The organism is Alteraurantiacibacter aestuarii, assembly GCF_039523595.1.
Classification (GTDB): Bacteria; Pseudomonadota; Alphaproteobacteria; order Sphingomonadales; family Sphingomonadaceae; genus Alteraurantiacibacter; species Alteraurantiacibacter aestuarii.
In genome coordinates, this window is sequence record NZ_BAAAFP010000002.1 from 448,241 (window position 1) to 472,058 (window position 23,818).

Below are 23,818 nucleotides of genomic sequence, written 5' to 3' on the forward strand. Positions count from 1 at the left end.
TTCCCCTTGCACCCGGCAGGATTTTTTGAAGGGAAGGAAAGTATTATGGCTGCAAAGAACAACGCGCTGAACAAGCCGGTAACGCTCTCGGGCGAACTGGAGAACGTGATTGGCAAGGGTCCGATGACCCGCGCTGAAGTCACCTCCAAGGTGTGGGTCTACATCAAGGCCAACGACCTGCAGGACGCCAAGGACAAGCGCCAGATCAACCCCGATGCCAAGCTTGGCGCGGTGATCGGCAAGGATCAGATCTCCATGTTCAAGATGACCGCTGCGGTGTCCAAGCACCTGAGCTGATCGCCTGATGGCAGGGGGCCTTGTGTGGCCCGTTGCCTCAAGCTGGAAAATTGCGGGCGGGGCGTCTCACGGCGCTCCGCCCGTTTCCTTTCGGATATGTGAAAACTTCATGCATCCGTAAAATTGACTTGTCGCCGGGCGTGGCCACATGGCACTATACGGACAAATTGACAGGATCAGCGCTGCACACCGGCGCGATCGAGAGGAAAGGCCCGGAACAATGGCTACTATCGTCGGCGGCGTCGCCACATCGCACACTCCCACCATCGCTTTCGCCAAGGATGGCGGCAAGCAGGATGATCCGGTTTGGAAGCCGATCTTCGAAGGCTATGAGCCGGTGCAGAAGTGGTTTCGCGAAAAGAAGCCCGATGTGCTGGTCTATATCTACAACGACCACATGACCTCCTTCTTCGACCATTACAGCCACTTTGCGCTGGGCGTGGGCGCGAAGTTCGAGGCGGCAGACGAGGGCGGTGGTCCGCGCGATATTCCCGCCATCATGGGCGATCCCAAATTTGCCGAACACGTGGCCAAGGTGATGGTCGCCAATGAATTCGACCTGTCCTATTTCCAGGGCAAGGGCCTCGATCATGGCGCCTTCAGCCCGCTGTCGGTGATGGTCGATTACAACGAGCAGGATGGCTGGGCCTGCAAGCTCCTGCCCGTGGTGTGCGGCGTGCTGACCGTACCGCTGCCTTCGGCTCGGCGGTTCTACAAATTCGGCAAGAGCCTGCGCCAGGCGATCCTGTCCTATCCCGAAGACATCAAGGTGGCGATTGCCGGCACCGGCGGCCTGTCGCACCAGGTCCACGGCGAAGGCTGCGGCTTCAACAATCCCGAATGGGATATGGAGTTCATGGAACGGCTGGAGAAGGACCCTGAAAGCCTGCTCGACCTGTCCATTGCCGAACTGGCCCGCCGCGGCGGCTGGGAAGGCGCCGAAGTCGTGATGTGGCTGATGATGCGCGGCGCGCTCTCGGCAGAGGTGGAGTGCACGCACAAGACCTATTTCCTGCCCTCCATGTGCCCCATCGCCACGATGATCATGGAAGAGGTTTCCAACGATGCGCCGGTGGAGGCTCCCGCCGAAACGCTGAAGCGGATCAACTGGGATTATGAAGGCGCGGACAAGATGGAGGGCACCTATCCCTTCACTATCGAGCGCAGCGTGCGCGGCTTCCGCCTCAACCACTTCCTCCACTCGCTTACCGATCCGGTGGTGCGCAAGCAGTTCCGCGAGGACGAGGAAGCCTGCATGTCGGACGCCGGGCTGACCGATGAGGAGAAGCGCCTTGTGCGTGAGCGCGACTGGATCGGCCTGATCCATTACGGCGTGATCTTCTTCATGCTGGAGAAGCTGGGCGCGGTAACCGGCATCGGCAATATCGATATCTATGCCGCGATGAAGGGGTTGAGCGTTCCGGACTTCCAGAAGACCCGCAATGCCGCGATCAATTACGGCGTGGCTGGCAAGGAAGACTGAGGCTGCCTATATTGCCTGTCTGCCGGGGCGTTTTCCCGGCGATCCGCTGACACCGGGCACTTGGTCCACCTTGTGTTCCGGGCAGCGGAGGATAGGCAATGCGGCCCGTTTCAATTCACTTTTCTACAGGAAATCCCATGTCCAGCACCGCCCAGACTGCTTCCGATCTCTCCGCTGAGATTGCCCGCGTTTTCGCCCTGCAGCAGGCGCATCAATGGGATGTGAAGGCGACCAAGGCAGCGGCGCGCAAGGCCAAGCTGGAAAAGCTGAAAGCCGCAGTGGAAGCCCACGCGGACGATATCGTCGCTGCCGTGCTGGAAGATACGCGCAAGCCCGCGGGCGAAATTCGCGTTACCGAAGTGCTCAACGTCACCGCCAATATCCAGCGCAATATCGACAACCTCGATGAGTGGATGAAGCCCACGCAGGTCACGCCATCGACCAACCCCGATGACAAGGCGCAGATCATCTATGAAGCGCGCGGCGTGTGCCTGATCCTGGGCCCGTGGAACTTTCCGCTCGGCCTCACCTTCGGTCCGCTGGCAGCCGCCGTGGCGGCGGGCAATTGCTGCATGCTCAAGCTGACCGATCTGTGCCCGGCCACCGCCAGCATCGCCGCGAAGATCGTGCGCGAGGTGTTCGACGAGAACGAAGTGGCCGTGTTCGAAGGCGATGTCAGCGTGGCCACCGCCCTGCTCGACCTGCCGTTCAGCCACATCTTCTTCACCGGCAGTACGCGCGTGGGCAAGATCGTGATGGCCGCTGCCGCCAGACATCTGGCCAGCGTGACGCTGGAACTGGGCGGCAAGTCGCCGGTGATTGTCGATGATGGCGCGGATATCGACAAGATCGCCGCCGCGCTGGCGGGCGCCAAGCAGTTCAACGGCGGACAGGCCTGCATCAGCCCGGACTATGTCTTCGTGAAGGAAGATCAGCAGGCCCGGCTGGTCAAAGGCTTCAAGGCCAACGTGCAGAACAACCTCTACACCGAAGATGGCCAGATCAAGAAGGAAGCCATCGCCCAGATCGTCAACAAGGCAAACTTTGACCGGGTCAAGGGCCTGTTCGACGATGCGGTGGCGCAAGGTGCAACCGTGGCCGTGGGCGGGCAGATGGATGAGGACGACCTGACCATCCATCCCACCATGCTGACCAATGTCACCCCGCAGATGAAGATCCTGCAGGAAGAGATTTTCGCTCCGGTTATCCCGGTGATGACCTACGATACGCTCGATCAGGTGATCGGTTATATCGAGGAGCGCGACAAGCCGCTGGCGCTGTATATTTTCAGCCCGGACGAGGGCAATGTGCAGAAGGTTCTGGACCGCACCTCATCGGGCGGCGTGACCGTCAACGGCGTGTTCTCGCATTATCTGGAAAACAACCTGCCCTTCGGCGGCGTGAACCAGAGCGGCACCGGCAGCTATCACGGCTATTTCGGCTTCAAGGCGTTCAGCCACGAACGGGCGGTCTATATCCACCAATAGGCCGGTCATGCTGGCCAGGTCCGGGAGTTTCGGCTGAGCTTCAGCCGCGCTCTGACTTAACCAGCAGCGCCTCCAGCATTTCCAGCATGCGCGCCTGCCGTGCCAGGATCAGTTCGTGCTGTTCGCCGCGCAGCCGGTCCAGCTTTTGCTGCATCGCCAGAATCTCGATCTCGGATCGCAGATTGACCTCGTAGTCATGGGCGGCGGCCACGCGGTCCTTTTCCGCCTGCCGGTTCTGGCTCATCATGATGATCGGCGCCTGGATTGCGGCGAGCATGGACAGGATCAGGTTGAGGAAGATGAAAGGGTAGGGGTCGAACGGCTTCGCACTTGCCAGCAACAAGGTGTTGCCGCCCACCCACAGGGCCAGGAACAGGAAAAAGCCGCCGATAAAGGGCCATGATCCGCCGACCCTGGCAACGCTGTCGGCCAGCCGGTCCCATCCCGATTCGGCCACGCTGGAAAGCTCATTGGCATCGCGGCTGAGCGGCTGGCGCGCGTCGATGTGCCTCAGGATGTTTTCATGCTGTGTACCGCGCGGGCCACCTTCGCCAAGCACCCGCCGGGCAATGTCGAGCGCGATACGTGTGGGATTGTTCATCTGGGGCTCCTCCTGAATCTGGCCATGAAATCGCGCCTTTGCGGTGGGGCCGTCAAGTCGCGATCGCGCAGTTGCGGGTGATTGACCCGGCGCAAAGACTGCCAGCCCCGCCCGGCATAACCGGGCATGAGCAAGAGTTCCGAGCGCCCCAGGGCGGCTCATCGGGGAGAGAGATCATGGCTGAAATCGTCGGCGGGTTCGCCGTTTCACACACGCCCACCATCGCCTTTGCGCAGGATGCGGGCAAACAGAACGATCCGGTGTGGAAGCCGATTTTCGACGGGTTCGAGCCGGTCAAGCAGTGGCTCGCGGACAAGAAGCCGGACGTGATCGTCTATGTCTACAACGATCACATGACCTCCTTCTGGATGAAGCATTATTCGCATTTCGCCATCGGCATTGGTGAGGAATATGCGGCGGCGGATGAGGGCGGCGGGCCGCGGCATATTCCGCCGATCAAGGGCGATCCCGATTTCGCCCAGCATCTGGCCTTCGGCATGGTGGCCGATGACTTCGACCTGTCCTACTGGCAGGGCATGGGGCTGGACCACGGGGCATTCTCGCCGCTGTCCGTGCTGTTGCCGCATTCGGATGAGGAGGGCTGGCCGTGCAAGATCGTGCCGCTGCAATGCGGTGTGCTGGAACTGCCGATCCCCAAGGCGCGGCGCTTCTGGGACTTTGGCCGCAGTCTGCGCCGGGCGATCCAGAATTATCCCGCCGATATCAAGGTGGCGATTGCCGGCACGGGCGGGCTCAGCCACCAGGTGCACGGTGAGCGCTGCGGCTTCAACAATGTCGAATGGGACCATGAGTTCATGGACCGGCTGGCCAATGATCCCGAAAGCCTGACCCGCATGCCGGTGGGCGAACTGGTCAGGCTGGGCGGCATGGAAGGCGCGGAAATCGTGATGTGGATGCTGATGCGCGGCGCGCTGGCACCCAAGGTGAAGGAACTGCACCGCAGTTTCTTCCTCCCCTCGATGACCTCCATCGCCTCCATGGTGTTCGAGGATGCAGAGCCTGATCCCAGCCCCGAGAGCAAGGAGGAATATGCCAGCCGCATCTACTGGGATGTCGCCCCGGCGCTGGAACTGGAGGGAACCTATCCCTTCACCATCACCCGCAGCGCCAAGGCGTGGCGGATCAACAACTTCCTCCACAGCATTGTGGAGCCCGCCTTCCGGGAGCGCTTCAAGAATGATTTTGAGGCGCTGGCTGCGGAATACGCGCTGACCGAGGAGGAGAAGACGATGATCCGCGACCTCGATTGGATCGGCATGATCCATTACGGCGTGATCTTCTTCAATCTGGAGAAGCTCGCTCCGGTGGTCGGGCTGGGCAATATCGATGTCTATGCGGCGATGAAGGGGATGAGCGTCCCCGACTTCCAGAAGACCCGCAATGCCGCGATCAATTACTCGGTCGAGGCGGAGCCGACCTAGGTCAGCGTTTCCAGCTGCTCGCCCAGTTCCAGCCAGGCGGCTTCGGCAGTTTCCAGCCGGGCGGCCAGCTGGGCGCGCAGCTTCGCCAGCTCTGCGGCTGACTTGCCGCTGAGCCTGCCCGTGGCCGCGGCGGGATCGATCAGCGCGGCATCCAGCGCGGCGCATTCGGCGGTCAGGCGGGCAAGATCCTTCTCGGCAGAGGTGATCTGCGCCTTGACCTGCTTGGCCTGCTCCCACGCCTGTTCCTTTGCCTGCGCGGCGGCCTTGCGTTCCTTCTTGGAAGGCTTGGCCGCGCCGCCCGCTGCGCCGTCGCCCTTGGGCTGGTTCCGGCCGAGCACGAAGTCGATGTAATCCTCCATCGATCCGTCATAATCGCGCGCGGTGCCGTCATCGACCAGCACCAGCCGGTCTGCGGTCAGCTCCACCATATGGCGGTCATGGCTGATCAGGATCACCGCGCCCGAATAGTCGTTGAGCGCCTGCACCAGCGCTTCCCTGGCATCCACATCGAGGTGGTTTGTCGGCTCGTCCAGGATCAGGATATGCGGCGCTTCATAGGTGATCAGCGCCAGCGCCAGCCGCGCCCGCTCGCCGCCTGACAGCTTGCCGACCATCTGCGTGGCGCGGGCGCCGGAAAAGCCGAAGCGGCCCAGTTGCGCGCGCACAGCGCCGGGTGTCTGGCCCTTCATGGTGCGGGTCATATGTTCCAACGGAGTATCGTCGCTGGAAAGCTCCTCCACCTGATACTGCGTGAAATAGCCGACCTTCATCTGGCGCGAGGTGAAGATCTCGCCTTCCATCGGCGGCAGTTGCGCGGCCAGCAGGCGCGCCAGCGTGGTCTTGCCATTGCCGTTGCGGCCCAGCAGCGCGATCCTGTCATCGGGATCGATCCGCAGGTTCAGACGCTGCAGGATCGGCTTGTCCTGCGTGTAGCCCACGGCTGCCAGGTCCAGCGTGATCAATGGCGGCTTGAGTTCGGCGGGATCGGGGAAGCCGAAGCTGAGGCTGGGGTCCTCGATCAGCGCGGTGATCGGCTGCATCTTCTCCAGCATCTTGGCGCGCGACTGGGCCTGCCGCGCGGTTGAGGCGCGAGCGCTGTTGCGCGCCACATAGTCCTGCAGCCGGGCCATCTGCGCATCCTGAGCGGACTTGGCGGCGGCCAGCTGGGTGGCGCGTTCGGCGCGCTGGCGCTCAAAACTGTCATAGGCGCCGGGATACAGCGTCAGCTTGCCGCCCTGCAGGTGCAGGATGTGATCGACCACATTGTTGAGGAGGTCGCGCTCATGGCTGATCACCAGCAGCGTGGCGGGATAGGACTTGAGGAAGTTCTCCAGCCACAGCGTGGCTTCCAGATCGAGGTGGTTGGAAGGCTCATCCAGCAGCAGCACATCGGGCTGGGAGAACAGCAGGCTGCCCAGCGCAACGCGCATCTTCCACCCGCCGGAGAAACTGTCGAGCGGCTGCTCCTGCATTTCCTCGTCAAAACCAAGGCCGATCAGGATGCGCGATGCGCGCGCAGGCGCGGTGTAGGCATCGATCGCGATCAGCCGCTCATACAGGTCGCCCAGAAGCTCAGGATCTTCGCAATTCTCGCTCTTTTCGAGAAGCTCCAGCCGCTCGACATCGGCGGCCAGCACGGTTTCCAGCGGCGTGGCGCTGCCGTTGGGCGCTTCCTGCGCAATATATCCCAGCCGCGTGCGGCGCGGCATCTCAACGGAACCTTCGTCACCCTCGATCTCGCCAATGATGGCTTTCATCAGTGTGGACTTGCCCGCACCATTGCGCCCGATCAGCCCCACGCGCCCGCCGGGCGGCACGGCGGCAGTCGCGCGATCAAGGATGGTACGTCCGCCAAGACGCACAGTGAGGCCGTTGATTGTCAGCATGGCGGCGCCCCTAACAGGGGTGGAGCGAGAATTGTAGCGCAATGTGAAGCATCCCGACTGCAAATCCCCATGTACAAAAAATTTGACAGTCGAATATTTTTGACTATGTTAAAGATATTCGACATTGGAAAGAGGAGTTCGCAAATGTCCTTCAGGGAAAAATCCGCATGGGCGATGGCGCTGATCATGGCTCTCAACGGCCTGCTTTTTCTCGGTCTGGCCCGGTTGATTCCGGCCGATGCGCCGGGGCAGGTGCAGCTGGTGGCTTTCGTACCGTTCGTGGCGGCGGTGATCATCGGCTCAATCGTGGTGCAGGTAGTCCTGGCGATCTATTCGCCGCGCGACGCGCAGCGTCCTGCCGATGAGCGCGAGAGGGCGGCGATTGCGGTTTCGGGCAACTGGTCGGGCATCGTGCTGGGCGTTGGCGTGGTGTGCGGCATCCTCGATTATCTGTGGTGGGGGCAGGGCAACCGCCTGTTCTTCTTCGCCATCGGATCGCTGATCGTGGCGCAGGTGGCGGAATATGTGTTCCAGATCATCCTGTTCCGCCGGGGGGTGTGATCGATGGGCAAGGCTCCCCCCATCACCAACCGCGTGCGGGACCTGCGCGAGGCGCATGGCGGGATGAGCCAGCAGGCGCTGGCCGATGCCATCGGCGTCACCCGCCAGACGGTGATTGCGATAGAGCTGGGCAAATATTCGCCCAGTCTGGAAAGCGCCTTTCGTATCGCCCGCACCTTTGGCGTGGGGGTGGAAGATGTGTTCGGCTGGGAAGGCTAGGCGCGCCCGGGCTCTGGATCAGCCAGCCCTCGGATCATGCGGTCTGGCTGGGTTCTGCTTCGGGATCGATGATCTTGCAGCCATGATCATCGGTCTTGCGAAAGCCCCACAGGGCCATCTGGTAGATCGGCTCCTGCCATTGTTCGAACACCGCGACACCGGGCAGAAGCGTGCACACGCTGGTACGCTCCGGCCCCGCGCCGATGGCGACTTTCAGCGCCGCATAATCCAGCGCTGCGGGATATTTGCTCAGGACGGTGAGCATGATCTGCCCGCGCTCGACTGCGCTCAAGGAAAAGCTGATCTGGTTTTCGGCCAGACTGCCATCGCGTGACGCAGCGCCCGTGCTGATCAGGAACGGGACCAGCAGGCCTTCGACCTCAACAAGTTCTATGGTGATGGCTTCGCCCGGTGTGATCATCACATTGCCCTGCGACAGGAATGGCAGGGTGATGTCGGCATCAACCTCCACAACTTCCCCATCGGGAGTTTCGAAGCTGAATTGCGTGATCGTGCGGCACATGCCCTCGATTTCGCAGGGATCGACCGTTTGAACCGGTTCTCCCCCCTGCGCTGCCTGCGCGGAAGCTGCGGCCAGGAGCATCGGTGCCAGCAGGGTGATCATCGGCAATTCCTTCTCATTCTTCGAACATCAGCGGTGGATCAGCGCCGGAAGGGCCAGTCCACCACCCGGCCAGTCCACAAGGCCAGCCAGATGATCAGCGGCTGCGCGATCATCCGCGGGATATGATAGGCCAGGCCAAAGCCGCCATCGGCAGAAGCCAGGTCCATCATCATGTGATTGATATTGGCCGGCCACACGCACAGCGCATACAGCGCCAGGCCAATCGCTCCTGCCCGCCGCAATGGCGCGGAGATCGGCTGGGCCAGCGCCGCTGCACCCAGCAATTCCGCAATACCGGTCCACAGCACAACTTGCTCGGGCCAGGGTATCATCGGCGGCATGATCTGCAGGAATGGAGCGGGCGTGGCGATGTGGGCATAGCCGGTATAGGCATAGAAGATGGCCAGCAGCCAGCGCAGGGCCGTACGCATCACAAGCTTGTGCGGATCATTGGCCGGGCCGCCAATGGGCATCGGCCAGAGTGAACCCGGCGAAATCGAAGGCCGGGGCGACCACGCAGCTGACCAGCGTATAGCCATGCGGACCATTCACAGGTTCGGCCGCCTGCCATTCATGCGGAGCGATCACATGCTGCGGGCTGTGGCCTGCCAGAATATCTGCGCCAAGAGTGACCTGCTGAACCGGTCCGGCATCGGTTGCCGCCAGCGACAGCAGCAGCGGATCGCCCGCGTGCCACAGCCAGATCTCCGCCGCATCGACCTTGTGCCAATGGCTGCGTTGTCCGGCTTCGAGCAGGAAATGGATCGCCGTCGCCTGCGCCCGCTTTCCCGCCTCTGCATCGGCGCGCCATGTCTCCCGGTACCAGCCGCCTTCGGGATGGGGGGCAAGGTTCAGCGCCTCTATCAGCGCCGGGGCGGCCTGAATCTGATCAGTCTCCTCACTCATGCCTCACGCACTTCCACGCCCTTCCAGAAGGCGATGCGGTCCTTGATCTCGATCGCGGCCTGTCTGGGGTCGGCATAATACCACGCGGCATCGGTGTTGCGCGCGCCGTCGACCACCAGCGAGTAATAGCTGGCATCGCCCTTCCACGGGCAGTGGCTGGTGGTCTGGCTGGGATGGAGCAGCCCGGCATCAACGGCCGCGGGCGGGAAATAGTGATTGCCCTCCACAACCACGGTATCATCGCTGCGGGCGATTACCTTGCCATTCCAGATTGCCTCGATCGCCATCGCTATCCTCCCTTGCGCCTATTGCGGCCCCAGTCCGAATTCCTGCCGTTCGCGGTTGATGTAGGGGCGGCACAGATCCCCGATCTGCAGGATATAGACTGCGACCGGGGAGAAGCGCGCATATTGTTCCTGATCATAGGCTGCGGTGATCTGCGCGGCCAGAACGGCAGCATTCACCCGCTGTTCGATCAGGCAGCGGGTGCGCCCGCGCTTGGCCAGTGCCTCGGTCAGGGAATCGTCGACGAAGAAATAGTTCAGGCTGTCATTGAGGCCCTGCACATACGCCGCCTTCGCTTCGGGTGTCAGCGCCAGCCAGCCGCCGCGTGTGTTCACAAATCCTTCCGCCTGGGCAGGAAATGCAGTCATCAGGCCAAATGCCGCCAGCGCAATTCCAAAGCCACCTATTTTACGCATGTTTACCATTCCCATTTACCCTGAATTCAGGATGACCTCTTCCCAGAGCCAAAGCCTTGGTTAGCACCATCGCAACAAACTGTTTTGATTCAAGACTTCTCTGCCCTCCAACCTTGACTCTCGTACCCGAACGATAAAGTTAGAGGATAACAGCAGGTTCATGATATGATTCGATTTGAACTATGTTGATTTGCCTTATTGAAGCAGGCAACTGGGGAACAGGGGGAGACTAGACCAATCGTTAACTAGCAGCCGGATTGTGGTGACGTGGTGCTTTGGGGCACGCGCTTCCGCATGAGAGCAGTTGAAAAATAAGGTGTGGGATCACGCAATCCAGCCAGCGAGGGTCTGTGTCTTTTTGTATTGGAGATTGAAATGAATAGCGTCAGAAAATCGATACTTTGCGGTACAGCACTGTCCGCAATTGCCTTTGCTGCTCCTGCCCAAGCGCAGATTGTTACGATTGGCGGTCAGACCGTCGAAGTGACCAGCCCGGCTGGCGACAGCCCCAACAACGGCGGCACTCTTGATACCAACGGCGCCAATATCGAAACCGGCAGCGGCAGCATCTTCACCCAAGGTGGTGACGTCAATGCCCTCAACTTGAACGCACAGAACATTGTGTATGCCGCCAATGACGTGAACGCGGGCGACGATGTCAACGCGGTCAACGATGTGAACGCTGGCGTCAATGTTATCGCTGGCAATCTGGTCCAGGGTGCCAATGTTCAGGCCATCGGTACCGTTTCGGGTGCATCGGGCAGCTTTGGCACCGTGAGTGCGACCACTGTCAGTGCAACCGGCGCCGTGAGCGGCAGCTCTGTCACTACGACGGGCAATGTGAGTGCTGGCAACGATCTGTTTGTTGGCAGCAGCGCCTATGTGACCAACAGCGTCCAGGTGGGCCAGAACGTCCTCGTCGATGGTTCGGCCATCGTCCAGAATACGGTCCAGGGCCAGAATGTTGACGCTCTTGTCGATGTGTCCGCAGTGGTGGACGTGAACGCCGGTAACGACGTGAACGCAGGCAATGACGTCAACGCCGATGTCGATGTCAATGCCGGTAACGACGTGAACGCCGACAATGACGTGAACGCTGCCAATGACGTCAACGCCGATGTCGACGTCAATGCCGGCAACGATGTGAACGCCGTGAATGACGTGAATGCAGGCGGAGATGTCAATGCCACCAATCTGGTCGCATCGGGCGACGTGTCTGGCACCAATGGCACTTTCACGACTGATGTGACGGCAGGCAACAATGTCAGTGCAACCAACAATCTGGTCGCCGGCAATGACGCCAACATCACCAACAACGCCAACGTGGGCGGCGATCTGAACGTGACGGGTGCCAGCAACTCCAACGGCATCAACAACACCGGCAATATCGCAACCAACAGCCTGTCGGGCGTGGGTGGCGTGCTGACAATCGACGCCGACAATGCGGCTGGTGGCAGCTATATCGAGGTCACCAATGACGACCTCATCCTGCACGGTGGCACCACCTCAACCAATGTTGTGGTCAACAACGATGGCGTGACTGTCAGCGATTCCGTCAACGGCACCACCTTCACTCTGGATGATGCCGGTAACGGCACCTTCACCGGTGACGTGAATGCGGTCAACGTGGCGGCATCCAACGATCTGTTCGTTGGCACCAGCGCCTATGTCACGGATACCGTGGTGGTCGGCAATAACGTGCTCGTGAATGGCTCGGTCATCTCGCAGGCAACCGTACAGGGCGAAAATGTTGACGCCGTGGTCGATTTGTCTGCGGGCGTGGATGTGAACGCCGGAAATGATGTGAATGCGGGCAATGATCTGAACGCCGTTGTCGACGTGAACGCAGGCAACAATGTCAACGCAGCGGTCAACATGACTGCGGGTAACAACGTTGCCGCCGGCAACAACATTACCGCTGGCAACAATCTGCGCGCACTCAATGACGTGATCGCCGTGAACAACGCCGAAATTGGCGTGGATGTGAACGCCGGTAACGATGTGAATGCTGGCAACGATGTGAACGCGGTTGCCGATGTCACCGCAGGCAACGACCTGAACGCTGGCAATGACGTGAACGCAGTCGTCGATGTGAATGCCGGAAACGACCTGAACGCTGGCAATGACGTGAACGCAGTCGTCGACGTGAACGCCGGTAACGACCTGAACGCTGGCAATGACGTGAATGCCGTTGTCGATGTGAACGCCGGCAACAATGTCAACGCAGTGGTCAACATGACCGCTGGCAACAACATTACCGCTGGCAACAATCTGCGCGCACTCAATGACGTGATCGCCGTGAACAACGCCGAAATTGGCGTGGATGTGAACGCCGGCAATGACGTGAACGCTGGCAACGATGTGAACGCCGATGTCGATGTGAACGCCGGTAACGACGTGAACGCTGCGGTCGACGTGAATGCGGGCAATGACGTGAACGCTGCGGTCGACGTGAACGCAGGCAACAACGTGAACGCTGCGGTGAACATGACCGCTGGCAACAACATCACCGCAGGCAACAACGTGCGGGCGCTCAACAACGTGATCGCCGTCAATGACGTGGATGCTGGTGTCGATGTGAACGCCGGTAACGACGTGAACGCTGGCAATGATGTGAACGCCGATGTCGATGTGAATGCAGGCAATGACGTGAACGCTGCGGTCGACGTGAACGCGGGCAACAACGTGAACGCTGCGGTGAACATGACCGCTGGCAACAACATCACCGCAGGTAACAACGTGCGGGCGCTCAACAACGTGATCGCCGTCAATGACGTGGATGCTGGTGTTGATGTGAACGCCGGTAACGACGTGAACGCTGGCAACGATGTCAACGCTGACGTCGATGTGAATGCCGGCAACAACGTAAACGCAGCAGTGAACGTGACTGCCGGGAACAACGTTACCGCCGGTAACAACCTGCGCGCGCTCAACAATGTGATCGCCGTCAACGATGTGATTGCAGGCGGCGACGTGTTTGCCACCAACGCCACGCTCACGGGCAATGCCACCATCGGCGCTGACCTTGCCGTGGCTGGCAATTCCACCATGGCTGGCACGCTGACCGTCACTGGTCTCACGTCGGCCAATGGCGGCATCGTCACCAATGGCGCTTCGATCAATGCCGGTTCGGGAACGATCTCGACCACCGGTAGTGTCAATGCAGGTACGCTGGCAGTGACCGGCGGCGCCACGATCGGTGCAGACCTTGCGGTAGGCGGCAATATCTCCTCGGATGGTAACATCACCACCACCGATGGCGATATCGTCACCGTCAATGGCAATGTCAGTGCCGGTTCGATCACCCTCAACGGCGCCAATGGCCGTATCACGGGCGTCTCGAACGGTGTGGCTGCCAGCGATGTGGCAACCTTCGGCCAGCTCACCAGCGCGGTGAACACGCTGAATGCCCGCATCGATGTGATCGATAGCCGCATAGGCAATCTGGAATATCGCTCCAAGCAGGCATTCCAGGGTGTGGCCATGGGCTTCGCCATGAATGCCGCTCCGATGAACCTGGAGCCGGGTCAGGGCGGTATCGCCTTTGGTGCCGGTACCTTTGAAGGCGAATATGCCGGCTCTGTCCGCGCTCAGTTCGTCACCGAAGGTGGCTTCGGTCTGGGCGCCAACGTCGGCTTCTCGGAAGATGCCGTCGGCGGCGGTGTTGGAGCCAGCATCGTTTTCTGATTCGCTCCAACGGATAAGTACAAGACACAAGACCGGCGGTCCTTTCCACAGGGCCGCCGGTTTTGTATTGTCTGGCGATGAACACGGATCCTCCTGCCGGCTGCCAGCTGCAATGGGACGATCGGAAACACAGGATAGGCTCCCGATGAAATATGCCCTGCCAGCTCTCGCGGCGCTCTGCCTTTCGTGTTCCGCCAATGCCCGTACCGCAGAAGAAACCGCCGCAGCCGCGCTTGATGCTGCGCCGGTGTGGGATGGCCACAACGATACGCCGGGCCAGTTGCGCTGGCGTTATGGCAATGTGATTGCCGAGTTCGACTTCACCGATACGCGCTCCACCGGGGACGGCGGCGGCAGCATGATGAACACCGACCTGCTGCGCCTTCGGCAAGGTCATGTCGGCGCGCAATTCTGGTCCATCTTCACCTCTGCCTCAACACCGGGACCAGAGGCCGTGCAGGCAGCGATCGAGCAGATTGACGTGACCAAGCGGCTGATCGCCCAAAATGCCGATGCCATGGCGCTGGCGCTGACGGCAGACCAGGTCGAGGCGGCAATGGCCGAGGGGAAGATCGCTTCCCTGCTGGGCGTTGAAGGCGGGCACATGATCAACAACAGCCTGGCCGTGCTGCGCCAGTTCGATGAGCTGGGCGTGCGCTATGTGACGCTGACCCATTCGCGAAACACGCAGTGGGCGGATAGCGCGGATGAAGATCCCGCGCATGACGGGCTGACCGATTTCGGCAGGCAGGTGGTGCGCGAGATGAACAGGCTGGGGATGCTCGTCGATCTTGCCCACGTCAGCGAGGGGACGATGCTGGACGCGCTGGAGGAATCGCGCGCGCCGATCATCTTCAGCCATTCCAATGCCCGCAGCGTGACGCAGGAATCGCGCAATGTGCCTGACAATGTGCTCGATCTGGTGCCCGTTAATGGCGGTATCGTGATGGTCACTTTTGTCGGCGGCTTTGTCAGCACCACGCGCAACATCTGGCTTGCCGATCAGGCGGCCGAAACCGCGCGTCAGCAATGGCTGTGGCAGGGGCAACCGGGCAAGGTTGCGCAGGCGATGGCGGAGTGGTTGCGGGACCATCCCGAACCGGTCGCCTCTGTTGCCGAAGTGGCGGACCACATCGATTACCTGCGCGGCAGGATCGGCATCGATCACATCGGCGTGGGCGGAGATTATGATGGCTGGCCCAGCCTGGTTGCCGGGATGGAGGATGTCTCCGGCTATCCCGCGCTGTTCACCGAACTGGCCCGGCGCGGCTATTCACAAAATGATCTGGAAAAGATCGCCAGCCGCAACATGATGCGGGTGATGCGCGCGGCGGAAGCCTATGCCGCCAGCCAGGCGGGCATGCCGCCTATTGAAACACCGGCGGGATAGGCCAACGACGGCCGCTCCCGACCGGTGCATCAGCTCAGTGCGGGGATGATCCACACGGCGGACAGGCCGATCACCGCCAGCGTCATGCTGGCGGCCAACACCCAGCGCACCACGTGCGGGGTCGAGCCGCCGCGCGCTTCATTGGTCTCGATACGGACTTCGTTTCCCTGGCGTTTCATGGCGTTTTCCCTTTCGTATTTCTGCGATTTGCTTGCAGATTCTACGGTTGGGAAGGCGCGATGTTCCGCTTTGGGGGCATGGACCTTATACGGTATTCGGCCCGTTTCAGTCCCTGAGCAGCTCGTTGATGCCGGTTTTAGACCGGGTCTGCGCATCCACGGTTTTCACGATCACCGCGCAATAGAGCGAGGGACCGGGAGAGCCATCGGGCAGCGGCTTGCCGGGCATCGCGCCGGGCACGACCACTGCATAGGGAGGCACTACGCCGCGGTGCACTTCGCCCGTGGCGCGATCGACGATCTTGGTCGATGCGCCCAGATAGACGCCCATGGACAGCACAGCGCCCTGGCCCACGCGCACGCCTTCGGCCACTTCGCTGCGGGCACCGATGAAGGCACCGTCCTCGATCACCACCGGGCCTGCCTGCAATGGCTCCAGCACGCCGCCAATACCCGCGCCGCCGGAGATATGCACATTCTTGCCGATCTGCGCGCAGGAGCCGACCGTGGCCCACGTATCGATCATCGTTCCTTCATCGACATAGGCGCCGATGTTCACGAAGCTGGGCATCAGCACCACATTCTTGCCGATGAAGCTGCCCTGCCGCGCCACAGCGCCGGGCACCACGCGGAAGCCCGCATCGCGGAAGCGGTTCGCATCCCAGCCGGCAAACTTGCTGGGCACCTTGTCAAAGCCGGGAGCGCCCGCCGCGCCATAGTCCACAACCGTATTGTCATTGAGGCGGAAGGATAGCAGCACGGCCTTCTTCAGCCACTGGTTGACCTGCCAGCCGCCATTGCCATCGGGCTGCGCAACGCGGGCCTGGCCGCTGTCGAGCAGGGCCAGCGCTGCGTTGACATGTTCGCGCACGTCATGGCTGGCGGTGGTGACGGTCTCGCGTGCATTCCACGCCTGTTCGATGGCATTTTCCAGATCGGCGCTCATGGCCATCTCCCCTGCAATAAATCCTGTTCCAGCGCCGCTAGCTTGCATGGACGCGGCGGGCAAGTGTGATGCAGAACGTTGCAATTGAAACTGCGGAGTCGCATGTTCAGCGCGAATTAGGAATGTGTCCGCATAAGTTGTGCGAGCGCAGGAAAGGTCGGCATGAAGCACAAATCGGGATTTGCAGCGACTTTCGGACGCGGTCTGACGATTGCCGGTGTGACCATGCTGGCTGCGTGCGGCGGTGGCAGCGGCACCACCGTGGTCGCACCGCCGGTCGCGCCGACCCCGACCCCGACGCCAACCCCAGCGCCAACGCCAACACCTTCGCCCACGCCCGCCCCATCCGGGTTCAACCAGATCAGCGTGCCGACCTTGTACAACACTGCCGAATTTCGCCGTTCGGACGGGCCGAAGCAACACAATGCCCATGCCGCATGGGACGCCGGAAGCAATGGCGCCGGGGTGACCATTGCCGTGATCGACACCGGCATAGACAGCGACAGCCCCGAATTTGCCGGACGAATCCTGCCGACTTCGAAGGATATGTATGACAGCCGCGATGCGCTGTCCGGTCCTGACGACCACGGCACCAATGTCGCCATGGTCGCCGCCGCCGCGCGCGATAACACCGGCGTGCTGGGCATCGCCTGGGGCGCAAACCTGCTGGCAATCAGGGCCGATGAGCCAGGGACATGCGCAGGCGATAATCCGCAGGACCCGGCCACCACCTGCGGCTTCCTCGATTCCGACATCGCCAGGGCGATCGACTATGCCGTGGCCAATGGCGCCAGCATCATCAACATCTCGCTGGGCGGTGAGGGGGGAGCCAATGCCGCGCTTCAGCAGTCAGTGCGCGATGCAACCAGCGCCGGCGTGCTGGTGGTGATCGCGGCGGGTAATGATGGCTTTGCCCAGCTGGATGATTTCGCCAGGCAGATGATCGGCGCGGGCAATTCCGGCCTGATCGTGGTGGGATCGGTTGATGAAAATTACCAGATGTCGGATTTTTCCAACCTGCCCGGAACCGACACGCAGTTCTACCTCGCCGCCAGGGGGGAGGCCGTTTGCTGCACCTATGACAATGGCACGCTCTATGTTGATAGCGAGGGCTTCGTCTATCTCTACTCCGGCACCAGCTTTGCCTCCCCGCAAGTGGCGGGCGCGGCGGCCCTGCTGGCACAGGCCTTCCCCAATCTGACCGGGCAGCAGATTGCCGAGATTCTCCTGCGCACGGCATTCGATGCCGGGGCAACAGGCGATGATGCCGTTTATGGCCGGGGTATTCTGGATATCAACGCGGCCTTCCAGCCGATCGGCACCACCTCGCTGGCTGGCTCTGTCAGCGCCATTGCGCTGGCGGATGTCAGCGGCACCGCGTCCCCTGCCATGGGCGATGCGCTGAGCGCGGCATCACTGCCCACCGTGATCACTGACGAATATGACCGCGCCTATGCCACCGATCTGGCCGGAACATTGCGCAACGCCGCCCTGCGCAGCCCCTTGCATGATGCGCTGGGCAGCCAGCAGCGCTATTTGTCCGCCGGTAATGAGCGCGGTTCAGTCGCCTTTTCCATCGATGCGCGCGGTAATGGGCCGCTGCGCATGGGCAGGCTGGACCTGTCGCCGCAGGATGAGACGCAGGCGCGCGTGCTGGCCGCAAGGGCGACATTGCAGATTGCCAAGAACACGCAGTTTGGTTTTGCCTATGCACAGGGCGCGGACGGACTGGTCTCCCAGTTGCAGGCCCGCCAGGGACCGGCATTCATGATCGCCGGATCGAGCAATGGCGATGCGGGCATCTCGCGCAGCAGCGATGTCTCCTTCGCGCTTCGGCAGGACCTTGGCGGATGGGGCCTCACGCTCAGCGCCGAGAGCGGCAAGTCCTTTAGCAGCGCGGTGGTGCGCCGCGCGGCACAGATGCGCGGCTACCGGGCCGAGCAGCCGGTGGCGGGGGCAGGCCTGTCGTTCGATCGCCGCTTCGGCAATCTGGAAACCGCGCTCGGCGTGGACTGGATGGGGGAGGAGCGGACCTTCCTTGGCGCTCACCTGCATGAAGGTTTTGCGCTGGCCGGGGCAGACAGCCTGTTCGTGGACTTTTCCGCAGGCTGGCAACTGGCGGACAACTGGCGGCTGGGCGGTCAGATTCGCCAGGGCTGGACGCAGGCTCGCATGGGCGGCAGCATGGGCCCCGGCTCTCAGCTGACCAGCCGCGCCTTTGCGCTGGACCTGTCACGGCGCAATCTGCTGAGCGCAGGAGATACGCTGGCCATCCGCCTGTCGCAGCCGCTGCGGGTGGAACATGGCCAGCTCAACCTCAGCCTGCCGGTCTCCTATGATTATGAGACGCTGACCGCACAATACGGCATCAGGAGCCTGTCGCTGGCCCCCAGCGGACGCGAGCTGGATGCGGAGATTGCGTGGAGCGGGCCGTTGCTGCTGGGCAATGCCACCGCCAGCCTGTTCTATCGCAAGGACCCCGGCCATTTTGCCCGCACGGCTGACGATGGCGGCCTGGCCCTGCGGTGGAGTACCGGATTTTAGCGTCGGATTCTAACGCCGGATTCTAATGCTGGCCTTTAAGCCATCAGCTTGCGGGTAAAATCGACCAGTCCGGTCTGGCGTGCGCGGCGCAGTCGTTCGGCTTCCAATATGTGCAGCACGCTGTCGTAGCAGCTCTCTATGTCGTCATTGATGACCACATAGTCATAGCCGTCCCAATGGCTGATCTCGGCCTTGGCGCGGTCCATCCGGCTGCGGATGACCTCGTCACTGTCGGTCCCGCGAGAGCGCAGGCGATCTTCCAGTTCGGCAATGCTGGGGGGCAGCAGGAATACGCGCACCACATCCACTTCCATCCGCTGGTACAGCTGCTGCGTGCCCTGCCAGTCGATATCGAACAGGTAATCCTGCCCCGCTTTCAGCCCAGCCTTGATCTGCGCCTTGGGCGTGCCGTAGCAATTGCCGAACACCTCCGCCCATTCCAGGAACTCGCCGTTCTCGACCATCTGGCTGAAGGTATCCCGGTCGACAAAGTGGTAGTCCTTGCCCTCGACTTCGCCCGGCCTGATCGGGCGGGTGGTGACAGACACCGACATGCCAAGCCCATCGACTTGCGCCAGCAGCTTCTTTGCAATGGTGGTCTTGCCAGCGCCCGACGGCGAGGAAAGGATGAACATCAGCCCGCGGCGGGCGAGGTTTTTGAAATCGGCCATATGCGCTCTTGCCGCAAGCGGGCCTGTTTGATCAAGTATCGGTGCGATCAAGCAGCTCGTTATTACCCTGCATGCGCGCATCGCGGCGGCGCTTGCCGCGCTCATACAGCGTTTTTGCCAATATGCCGGTGCCCACCAGCGCTGCCCCGGGAACAGAGCGCGTGGCCACCCTGGCGATCACCACCGATGTCAGCGTGCTGGACAGCGATTTGTTGCGGACAATCTGGCGGGCTGCATCGGTGCCATAGCGGCCCTTGAGGAAGCTGCGTTCCACAAACCGGCGCAGGACATAGGAGCCCGCGCGCATCACGATATCGGCCATCAACAGATTGGTGGCCGGATTGGCAGTCAGGCCGGGAACCGTTGCGGCCTGATCCGTCTCATCACGATTGATGGTATCGGTTCTGGCGGCGGCACCGCGCCCTGCTTTTCGCCTTGTGCTGCGCAGGACCATGCCGACCGCGCCTACTTCTTCCGGCCGAAATCGACCGTCACGACGTTGGACCCGTCTTCCGCAGTGGCGCCATCGGGCTTGTCTTCGACGATTTCACCGCCGTCATTTTCAGGCTCGTCATGATCGGTGGGTTCGATATCGCTGGCCGCGGCCTGGAATTGCAGGCCGAAATCGACCGCCGGATCAACAAATGCAGTGATCGCGGCGAAGGGAATCACCAGGTCTGCCGGACGCTGGTTGAAGCTGAGGCCTACGGAAAAGCCGTGATCGGTCACGTTCAGGTCCCAGAACTTGTTCTGCAGGACGATGGTCATCTCATCGGGGAACCGCTCGCGCAGATCCTTGCGGATGGTTACCCCCGGCGCGCCGGTCTTGAAGGTGATGTAGAAATGGTGATCGCCGGGCAGCACGCCGCCCGTACGCTCCACTTCACCCAGCACACGGCCGACTACGGCGCGCAGGGCCTCCTGCACGATCTCGTCATAGGGGATCAGGCTTTCGGGCGTATCGTCGCTCATAACTGCCGCTAGGTGACTATCGAAAGGCGCTTGGTCAAGCCGCAAAGGCAAGTTGATCCACTGCGATTACTTGCGAAAGACGGCCCGCAGCCTATAGGCATTTTGCATGAGAACAGGCCGTATAGAGCGAAAAACAGCCGAAACCGACATTCTCGTCGAGGTGAATCTCGATGGGACGGGGGCGTATGACATATCCACCGGGATCGGGTTTCTCGATCATATGGTGGAGCAGTTTTCGCGCCATTCGCTGATAGATGTCACCCTGAAGGTCAACGGTGACCTGCATGTGGACCAGCATCACACCACCGAAGACAGCGCCATTGCGCTGGGCCAGGCGCTGGCTCAGGCGATGGGCGACAAGGCCGGAATCGGCCGATATGGTGAAGCGCATTCGCCCATGGACGAAACGCTGGCCCGCGTTGTGCTGGATATCTCCGGCCGGCCATTTCTGGTGTGGAAAGCACGTTTCACGCAGGAAAAGCTGGGCGAGCTGGATACCGAACTGATCGACCACTGGTTTCATTCGGTGGCGCAGGCTGCCGGGATCACGCTGCATATCCAGATCCTGTATGGCCAGAACAACCACCACATCTGCGAAGCCATCTTCAAGGGCTTTGCCCGCGCCATGCGTCAGGCAGTGGAGCTTGATGCGCGCAAGGGCGGCGCGGTGCCGAGCACCAAGGGGCAGCTGGGTGGCTAGGTATTACCAACCGGCTGCCCTGCAGTCGCAAGGCCGACCGGCCGCCCGCAACGGGGGCAGCTGGCCTGCCCGCAAAGTGAGGACCGCGCGCCCGGATGGGCGTGCGCAAAACCAATATGTCTGAAGCAATTGCGCTGATCGATTACGGCGCTGGCAATCTGCACTCGGTCCATAATGCGCTGAAAGCTGCGGGGGCCGGGCATATCGCCGTTACCGCCGATCCCGATATCGTGCGCGGTGCGCGGCGCATCGTGCTGCCCGGCGTGGGCGCTTTCTCGGCATGCAGGAACGGCCTGTGGTCCATTCCCGGCATGGTCGAGGCGCTGGAGGAGCGGGTGATCCGCGGCGGCGTGCCGTTCCTGGGCATTTGCGTGGGCATGCAATTGCTCGCCACGCGCGGTCTGGAACATGGCGAAACGCCGGGTCTGGGCTGGATTCCTGGTGACGTGAAACGGATCGAACGCACCGATCCGCGCATCAAGGTGCCGCATATGGGGTGGAACGATGTCGCCCTGACCGCGCACAAGGGTGCGGCGGACCTGATCGAGGAGGGCGAGGCCTATTTCCTCCATTCCTATCACTTCGTGCCCGATGACGGCCATCACGTGGCTGCCATGACCGATCACGGCGGCGGCATCGTGGCCGCAGTGGCGCGAGACAACTTGCTGGGCGTGCAATTCCACCCGGAAAAAAGCCAGGCATACGGGCTGGCACTGCTCGCCCGCTTTCTTGAATGGGACCCGCAATGATCGTTTTCCCTGCCATCGATCTGAAAGGCGGCCAGGTCGTGCGTCTTGCCGAAGGCGATATGAACCGCGCCACCGTCTATGGTGACAATCCCGCCGCGCAGTCGCTGATCTTTGCCGAGGCGGGCGCGCAGCACCTGCACGTGGTCGATCTGGACGGCAGCTTTGCCGGGCGGGCGGAAAACCGTGAGGCCGTGGAAGCGATTATCGAGACTTTTCCCGGATACGTGCAACTGGGCGGCGGCATTCGTACGCCTGAGGCCGTGGAGGGCTGGTTCAACCTTGGCGTTGCCCGCGTGGTGATGGGCACGGCAGCACTGAAGGACCCCGATTTCGTCAAGGCCATGGCGCGCGAATGGGAAGATGGCATCGTTGTCGCCGTTGATGCGCGCGATGGCATGGTGGCGACCGAGGGCTGGGCCGAAGTGTCCAACGTGCCCGTGGTCGATATGGCCCGCCGCTTTGAAGATGCCGGCGTTGCCAGCCTGCTGTTCACCGACATTGGCCGCGACGGCATGCTGAAGGGCTGCAACGTAGAGGCCACGGTGGATCTGGCGCGCAGCGTGGATATTCCGGTTATCGCCAGCGGCGGCGTGAAGGGGCTGGATGATATCCGCATGCTGGCGCTTCATGCCAATGACGGGATCGAAGGGGTGATTACCGGCCGCGCATTGTTTGAAGGGCGGCTGGACCTGGCAACAGCGATCGCCATGGCGCAAAGAGCATGAGGAAGCGGGCATAATGGCATATCTTGGCGCAATCATCTTGGCCGGCGTGATGCTCTATGCGCTGTATTCGGTGTTCACCGGCGCGCGGGACCGGCGGTTCAACTATTTCGGCAAGACGATCACACTGGATGAGCATCCGTGGGTGTATTTTCTGATGATGGCAGTGCTGATCGTGGCCCTGCTGATGGGCGCGCGCGCCTTGCCGCTGTTTCTGGTGTCGATCCTGTGACCGTCCGCATCCGCGTGATCCCCTGTCTCGACGTGGCCGATGGCCGCGTGGTCAAGGGCGTCAATTTCGTAGACCTCAAGGATGCTGGAGATCCGGTGGAGCAGGCGCAGGCCTATGATGCCGCCGGTGCGGATGAGCTGTGTTTTCTGGATATCTCCGCCAGCCACGAAGGGCGCGGCACGCTGCTGGATATCGTCCGGCGCACGGCGGAAGTGTGCTTCATGCCCGTTACCGTGGGCGGCGGCGTGCGCACGGTAGAGGACGCGCGCGCGCTGCTGCTGGCGGGCGCGGACAAGGTGGCAGTCAATTCCGCCGCCGTTACTCGTCCCGAAGTGATCGGCGAAATTGCCGAGAAGATGGGCAGCCAGTGCGTGGTCGCCAGCGTCGATGCGCGCTGGGTGCACGATCACTGGGAAATCTTCACCCATGGCGGCCGGCGCGAAACTGGCATTGATGCGGTGGAACACGCCATCCGCATGGCCGAACTTGGCGCGGGCGAGCTGCTGGTCACATCGATGGACGGCGACGGCACGCAGCGCGGCTATGACCTCAAGCTCACCCGCACCATCGCCGATGCGGTCTCCGTGCCGGTGATCGCCAGTGGCGGGGTGGGCAATTTGCAGCATCTGGTGGAAGGCGTGACGCAGGGCCATGCCAGCGCGGTATTGGCGGCGTCGATCTTCCACTTCGGCACGCATTCCATTGCCGAGGCGCATGCAGCCTTGCGTGCCGCGGGCCTGCCCGCACGCAGCTAGGACTTTTAGCGGCATCGGTGCCATCGCGGGACGTTAACACACTGCCGATTGCGTCAGGGCGGC

Annotated in this window: 26 protein-coding genes; 14 read left to right on the plus strand and 12 right to left on the minus strand. The window is 61.8% G+C overall.

Annotated elements, in window-relative coordinates; translation table 11 throughout:
* Positions 1-45 precede the first annotated feature (45 nt).
* From ABDZ98_RS05870 to ABDZ98_RS05880, 3 genes are all read left to right on the plus strand, one after another.
* Positions 46-297 (plus strand): SWIB/MDM2 domain-containing protein, encoded by a 252-nt coding sequence (locus tag ABDZ98_RS05870; protein WP_160589472.1) that lies wholly within the window; start codon positions 46-48, stop codon positions 295-297.
* Between the two features lie 220 nt (positions 298-517).
* A complete protein-coding gene (locus tag ABDZ98_RS05875) occupies positions 518-1,780 on the plus strand; it encodes a gallate dioxygenase (RefSeq protein ID WP_160589473.1) in 1,263 nt (420 codons plus the stop codon).
* Positions 1,781-1,917: 137 nt separating this feature from the next.
* Positions 1,918-3,267, plus strand: a complete 1,350-nt coding sequence (locus ABDZ98_RS05880) for an aldehyde dehydrogenase family protein (RefSeq protein WP_160589474.1) — start codon at positions 1,918-1,920, stop codon at positions 3,265-3,267.
* 40 nt (positions 3,268-3,307) lie between these two features.
* Here ABDZ98_RS05880 and ABDZ98_RS05885 read toward each other — a convergent pair whose 3' ends face one another.
* On the minus strand, positions 3,308-3,868 hold the full coding sequence (locus ABDZ98_RS05885; RefSeq protein WP_160589475.1) for a DUF1003 domain-containing protein: 561 nt from the start codon (positions 3,866-3,868) through the stop codon (positions 3,308-3,310).
* Positions 3,869-4,044: 176 nt separating this feature from the next.
* Between ABDZ98_RS05885 and ABDZ98_RS05890 the strand changes: the two genes are divergently transcribed.
* Complete coding sequence (locus tag ABDZ98_RS05890) at positions 4,045-5,310, plus strand: gallate dioxygenase (protein ID WP_160589476.1); 1,266 nt, start codon at positions 4,045-4,047, stop codon at positions 5,308-5,310.
* On the opposite strand, the gene ABDZ98_RS05895 is transcribed toward ABDZ98_RS05890, so the two are convergent.
* Positions 5,307-7,196, minus strand: coding sequence for an ABC-F family ATP-binding cassette domain-containing protein (locus ABDZ98_RS05895; protein WP_160589477.1), 1,890 nt, complete (start codon positions 7,194-7,196; stop codon positions 5,307-5,309). The two genes, ABDZ98_RS05890 and ABDZ98_RS05895, sit on opposite strands and share 4 nt — an antisense overlap.
* A 144-nt stretch (positions 7,197-7,340) precedes the next feature.
* Here ABDZ98_RS05895 and ABDZ98_RS05900 point away from each other — a divergent pair, with 144 nt between their 5' ends.
* A complete protein-coding gene (locus ABDZ98_RS05900; protein ID WP_160589478.1) occupies positions 7,341-7,757 on the plus strand; it encodes a hypothetical protein in 417 nt (138 codons plus the stop codon).
* A gap of 3 nt (positions 7,758-7,760) precedes the next feature.
* The gene (locus ABDZ98_RS05905; RefSeq protein WP_160589479.1) at positions 7,761-7,976 is read left to right on the plus strand and encodes a helix-turn-helix transcriptional regulator; all 216 of its coding nucleotides are present in this window, start codon (positions 7,761-7,763) and stop codon (positions 7,974-7,976) included.
* Between the two features lie 34 nt (positions 7,977-8,010).
* Here ABDZ98_RS05905 and ABDZ98_RS05910 read toward each other — a convergent pair whose 3' ends face one another.
* The 5 genes from ABDZ98_RS05910 to ABDZ98_RS05930 are packed head-to-tail and all read right to left on the minus strand — an operon-like array spanning position 8,011 to position 10,160.
* A complete protein-coding gene (locus tag ABDZ98_RS05910) occupies positions 8,011-8,601 on the minus strand; it encodes a hypothetical protein (protein ID WP_160589480.1) in 591 nt (196 codons plus the stop codon).
* A gap of 38 nt (positions 8,602-8,639) precedes the next feature.
* Positions 8,640-9,032 carry a DoxX family protein gene (locus ABDZ98_RS05915; protein ID WP_160589481.1) on the minus strand — a complete coding sequence of 131 codons (393 nt, stop codon included), beginning with the start codon at positions 9,030-9,032 and terminating at the stop codon, positions 8,640-8,642.
* A gap of 16 nt (positions 9,033-9,048) precedes the next feature.
* On the minus strand, positions 9,049-9,507 hold the full coding sequence (locus tag ABDZ98_RS05920) for a cupin domain-containing protein (protein ID WP_160589482.1): 459 nt from the start codon (positions 9,505-9,507) through the stop codon (positions 9,049-9,051).
* Positions 9,504-9,794: a DUF427 domain-containing protein gene (locus ABDZ98_RS05925; protein WP_160589483.1), complete on the minus strand. Its 291-nt coding sequence runs from the start codon at positions 9,792-9,794 to the stop codon at positions 9,504-9,506. Before ABDZ98_RS05925 ends, ABDZ98_RS05920 begins: the two co-directional genes overlap by 4 nt.
* An 18-nt stretch (positions 9,795-9,812) precedes the next feature.
* Positions 9,813-10,160: a hypothetical protein gene (locus ABDZ98_RS05930; protein ID WP_237437319.1), complete on the minus strand. Its 348-nt coding sequence runs from the start codon at positions 10,158-10,160 to the stop codon at positions 9,813-9,815.
* Positions 10,161-10,583: 423 nt separating this feature from the next.
* On the opposite strand from ABDZ98_RS05930, the gene ABDZ98_RS05935 reads away from it, so the two are divergent.
* Together ABDZ98_RS05935 and ABDZ98_RS05940 are read left to right on the plus strand one after the other, a co-directional pair.
* Positions 10,584-13,895: a beta strand repeat-containing protein gene (locus ABDZ98_RS05935; protein ID WP_160589485.1), complete on the plus strand. Its 3,312-nt coding sequence runs from the start codon at positions 10,584-10,586 to the stop codon at positions 13,893-13,895.
* A 145-nt stretch (positions 13,896-14,040) separates the two neighbouring features.
* Positions 14,041-15,285 carry a dipeptidase gene (locus ABDZ98_RS05940; protein ID WP_160589486.1) on the plus strand — a complete coding sequence of 415 codons (1,245 nt, stop codon included), beginning with the start codon at positions 14,041-14,043 and terminating at the stop codon, positions 15,283-15,285.
* Between the two features lie 29 nt (positions 15,286-15,314).
* On the opposite strand, the gene ABDZ98_RS05945 is transcribed toward ABDZ98_RS05940, so the two are convergent.
* Together ABDZ98_RS05945 and dapD are read right to left on the minus strand one after the other, a co-directional pair.
* Positions 15,315-15,464 (minus strand): hypothetical protein, encoded by a 150-nt coding sequence (locus tag ABDZ98_RS05945; protein WP_202385896.1) that lies wholly within the window; start codon positions 15,462-15,464, stop codon positions 15,315-15,317.
* A gap of 106 nt (positions 15,465-15,570) precedes the next feature.
* Positions 15,571-16,410 (minus strand): 2,3,4,5-tetrahydropyridine-2,6-dicarboxylate N-succinyltransferase, encoded by an 840-nt coding sequence (dapD, locus tag ABDZ98_RS05950; RefSeq protein ID WP_160589487.1) that lies wholly within the window; start codon positions 16,408-16,410, stop codon positions 15,571-15,573.
* Positions 16,411-16,572: 162 nt separating this feature from the next.
* On the opposite strand from dapD, the gene ABDZ98_RS05955 reads away from it, so the two are divergent.
* Positions 16,573-18,954, plus strand: coding sequence for a S8 family peptidase (locus tag ABDZ98_RS05955; protein WP_237437320.1), 2,382 nt, complete (start codon positions 16,573-16,575; stop codon positions 18,952-18,954).
* Between the two features lie 35 nt (positions 18,955-18,989).
* Here the strand turns inward: ABDZ98_RS05955 and gmk are convergent, their stop codons facing one another.
* The 3 genes from gmk to ABDZ98_RS05970 are packed head-to-tail and all read right to left on the minus strand — an operon-like array spanning position 18,990 to position 20,597.
* Positions 18,990-19,625, minus strand: a complete 636-nt coding sequence (gmk, locus tag ABDZ98_RS05960) for a guanylate kinase (RefSeq protein ID WP_237437321.1) — start codon at positions 19,623-19,625, stop codon at positions 18,990-18,992.
* Positions 19,626-19,656: 31 nt separating this feature from the next.
* Positions 19,657-20,079: a hypothetical protein gene (locus ABDZ98_RS05965; RefSeq protein ID WP_160589488.1), complete on the minus strand. Its 423-nt coding sequence runs from the start codon at positions 20,077-20,079 to the stop codon at positions 19,657-19,659.
* A gap of 11 nt (positions 20,080-20,090) precedes the next feature.
* Complete coding sequence (locus tag ABDZ98_RS05970) at positions 20,091-20,597, minus strand: SspB family protein (protein WP_160589489.1); 507 nt, start codon at positions 20,595-20,597, stop codon at positions 20,091-20,093.
* Between the two features lie 106 nt (positions 20,598-20,703).
* On the opposite strand from ABDZ98_RS05970, the gene hisB reads away from it, so the two are divergent.
* The 5 genes from hisB (at position 20,704) to hisF (ending at position 23,755) form a co-directional block, all read left to right on the plus strand.
* Positions 20,704-21,297: an imidazoleglycerol-phosphate dehydratase HisB gene (hisB, locus tag ABDZ98_RS05975; RefSeq protein ID WP_160589490.1), complete on the plus strand. Its 594-nt coding sequence runs from the start codon at positions 20,704-20,706 to the stop codon at positions 21,295-21,297.
* A gap of 116 nt (positions 21,298-21,413) precedes the next feature.
* Positions 21,414-22,046 carry an imidazole glycerol phosphate synthase subunit HisH gene (gene hisH, locus ABDZ98_RS05980; protein WP_160589491.1) on the plus strand — a complete coding sequence of 211 codons (633 nt, stop codon included), beginning with the start codon at positions 21,414-21,416 and terminating at the stop codon, positions 22,044-22,046.
* On the plus strand, positions 22,043-22,771 hold the full coding sequence (hisA, locus tag ABDZ98_RS05985; protein ID WP_160589492.1) for a 1-(5-phosphoribosyl)-5-[(5-phosphoribosylamino)methylideneamino]imidazole-4-carboxamide isomerase: 729 nt from the start codon (positions 22,043-22,045) through the stop codon (positions 22,769-22,771). Before hisH ends, hisA begins: the two co-directional genes overlap by 4 nt.
* Positions 22,772-22,784: 13 nt before the next feature.
* Complete coding sequence (locus tag ABDZ98_RS05990; RefSeq protein WP_160589493.1) at positions 22,785-23,000, plus strand: hypothetical protein; 216 nt, start codon at positions 22,785-22,787, stop codon at positions 22,998-23,000.
* Entirely contained in the window at positions 22,997-23,755 is a 759-nt protein-coding gene (gene hisF, locus ABDZ98_RS05995) for an imidazole glycerol phosphate synthase subunit HisF (RefSeq protein WP_160589494.1), read from the plus strand. Before ABDZ98_RS05990 ends, hisF begins: the two co-directional genes overlap by 4 nt.
* The last annotated feature ends 63 nt before the right edge of the window (positions 23,756-23,818 follow it).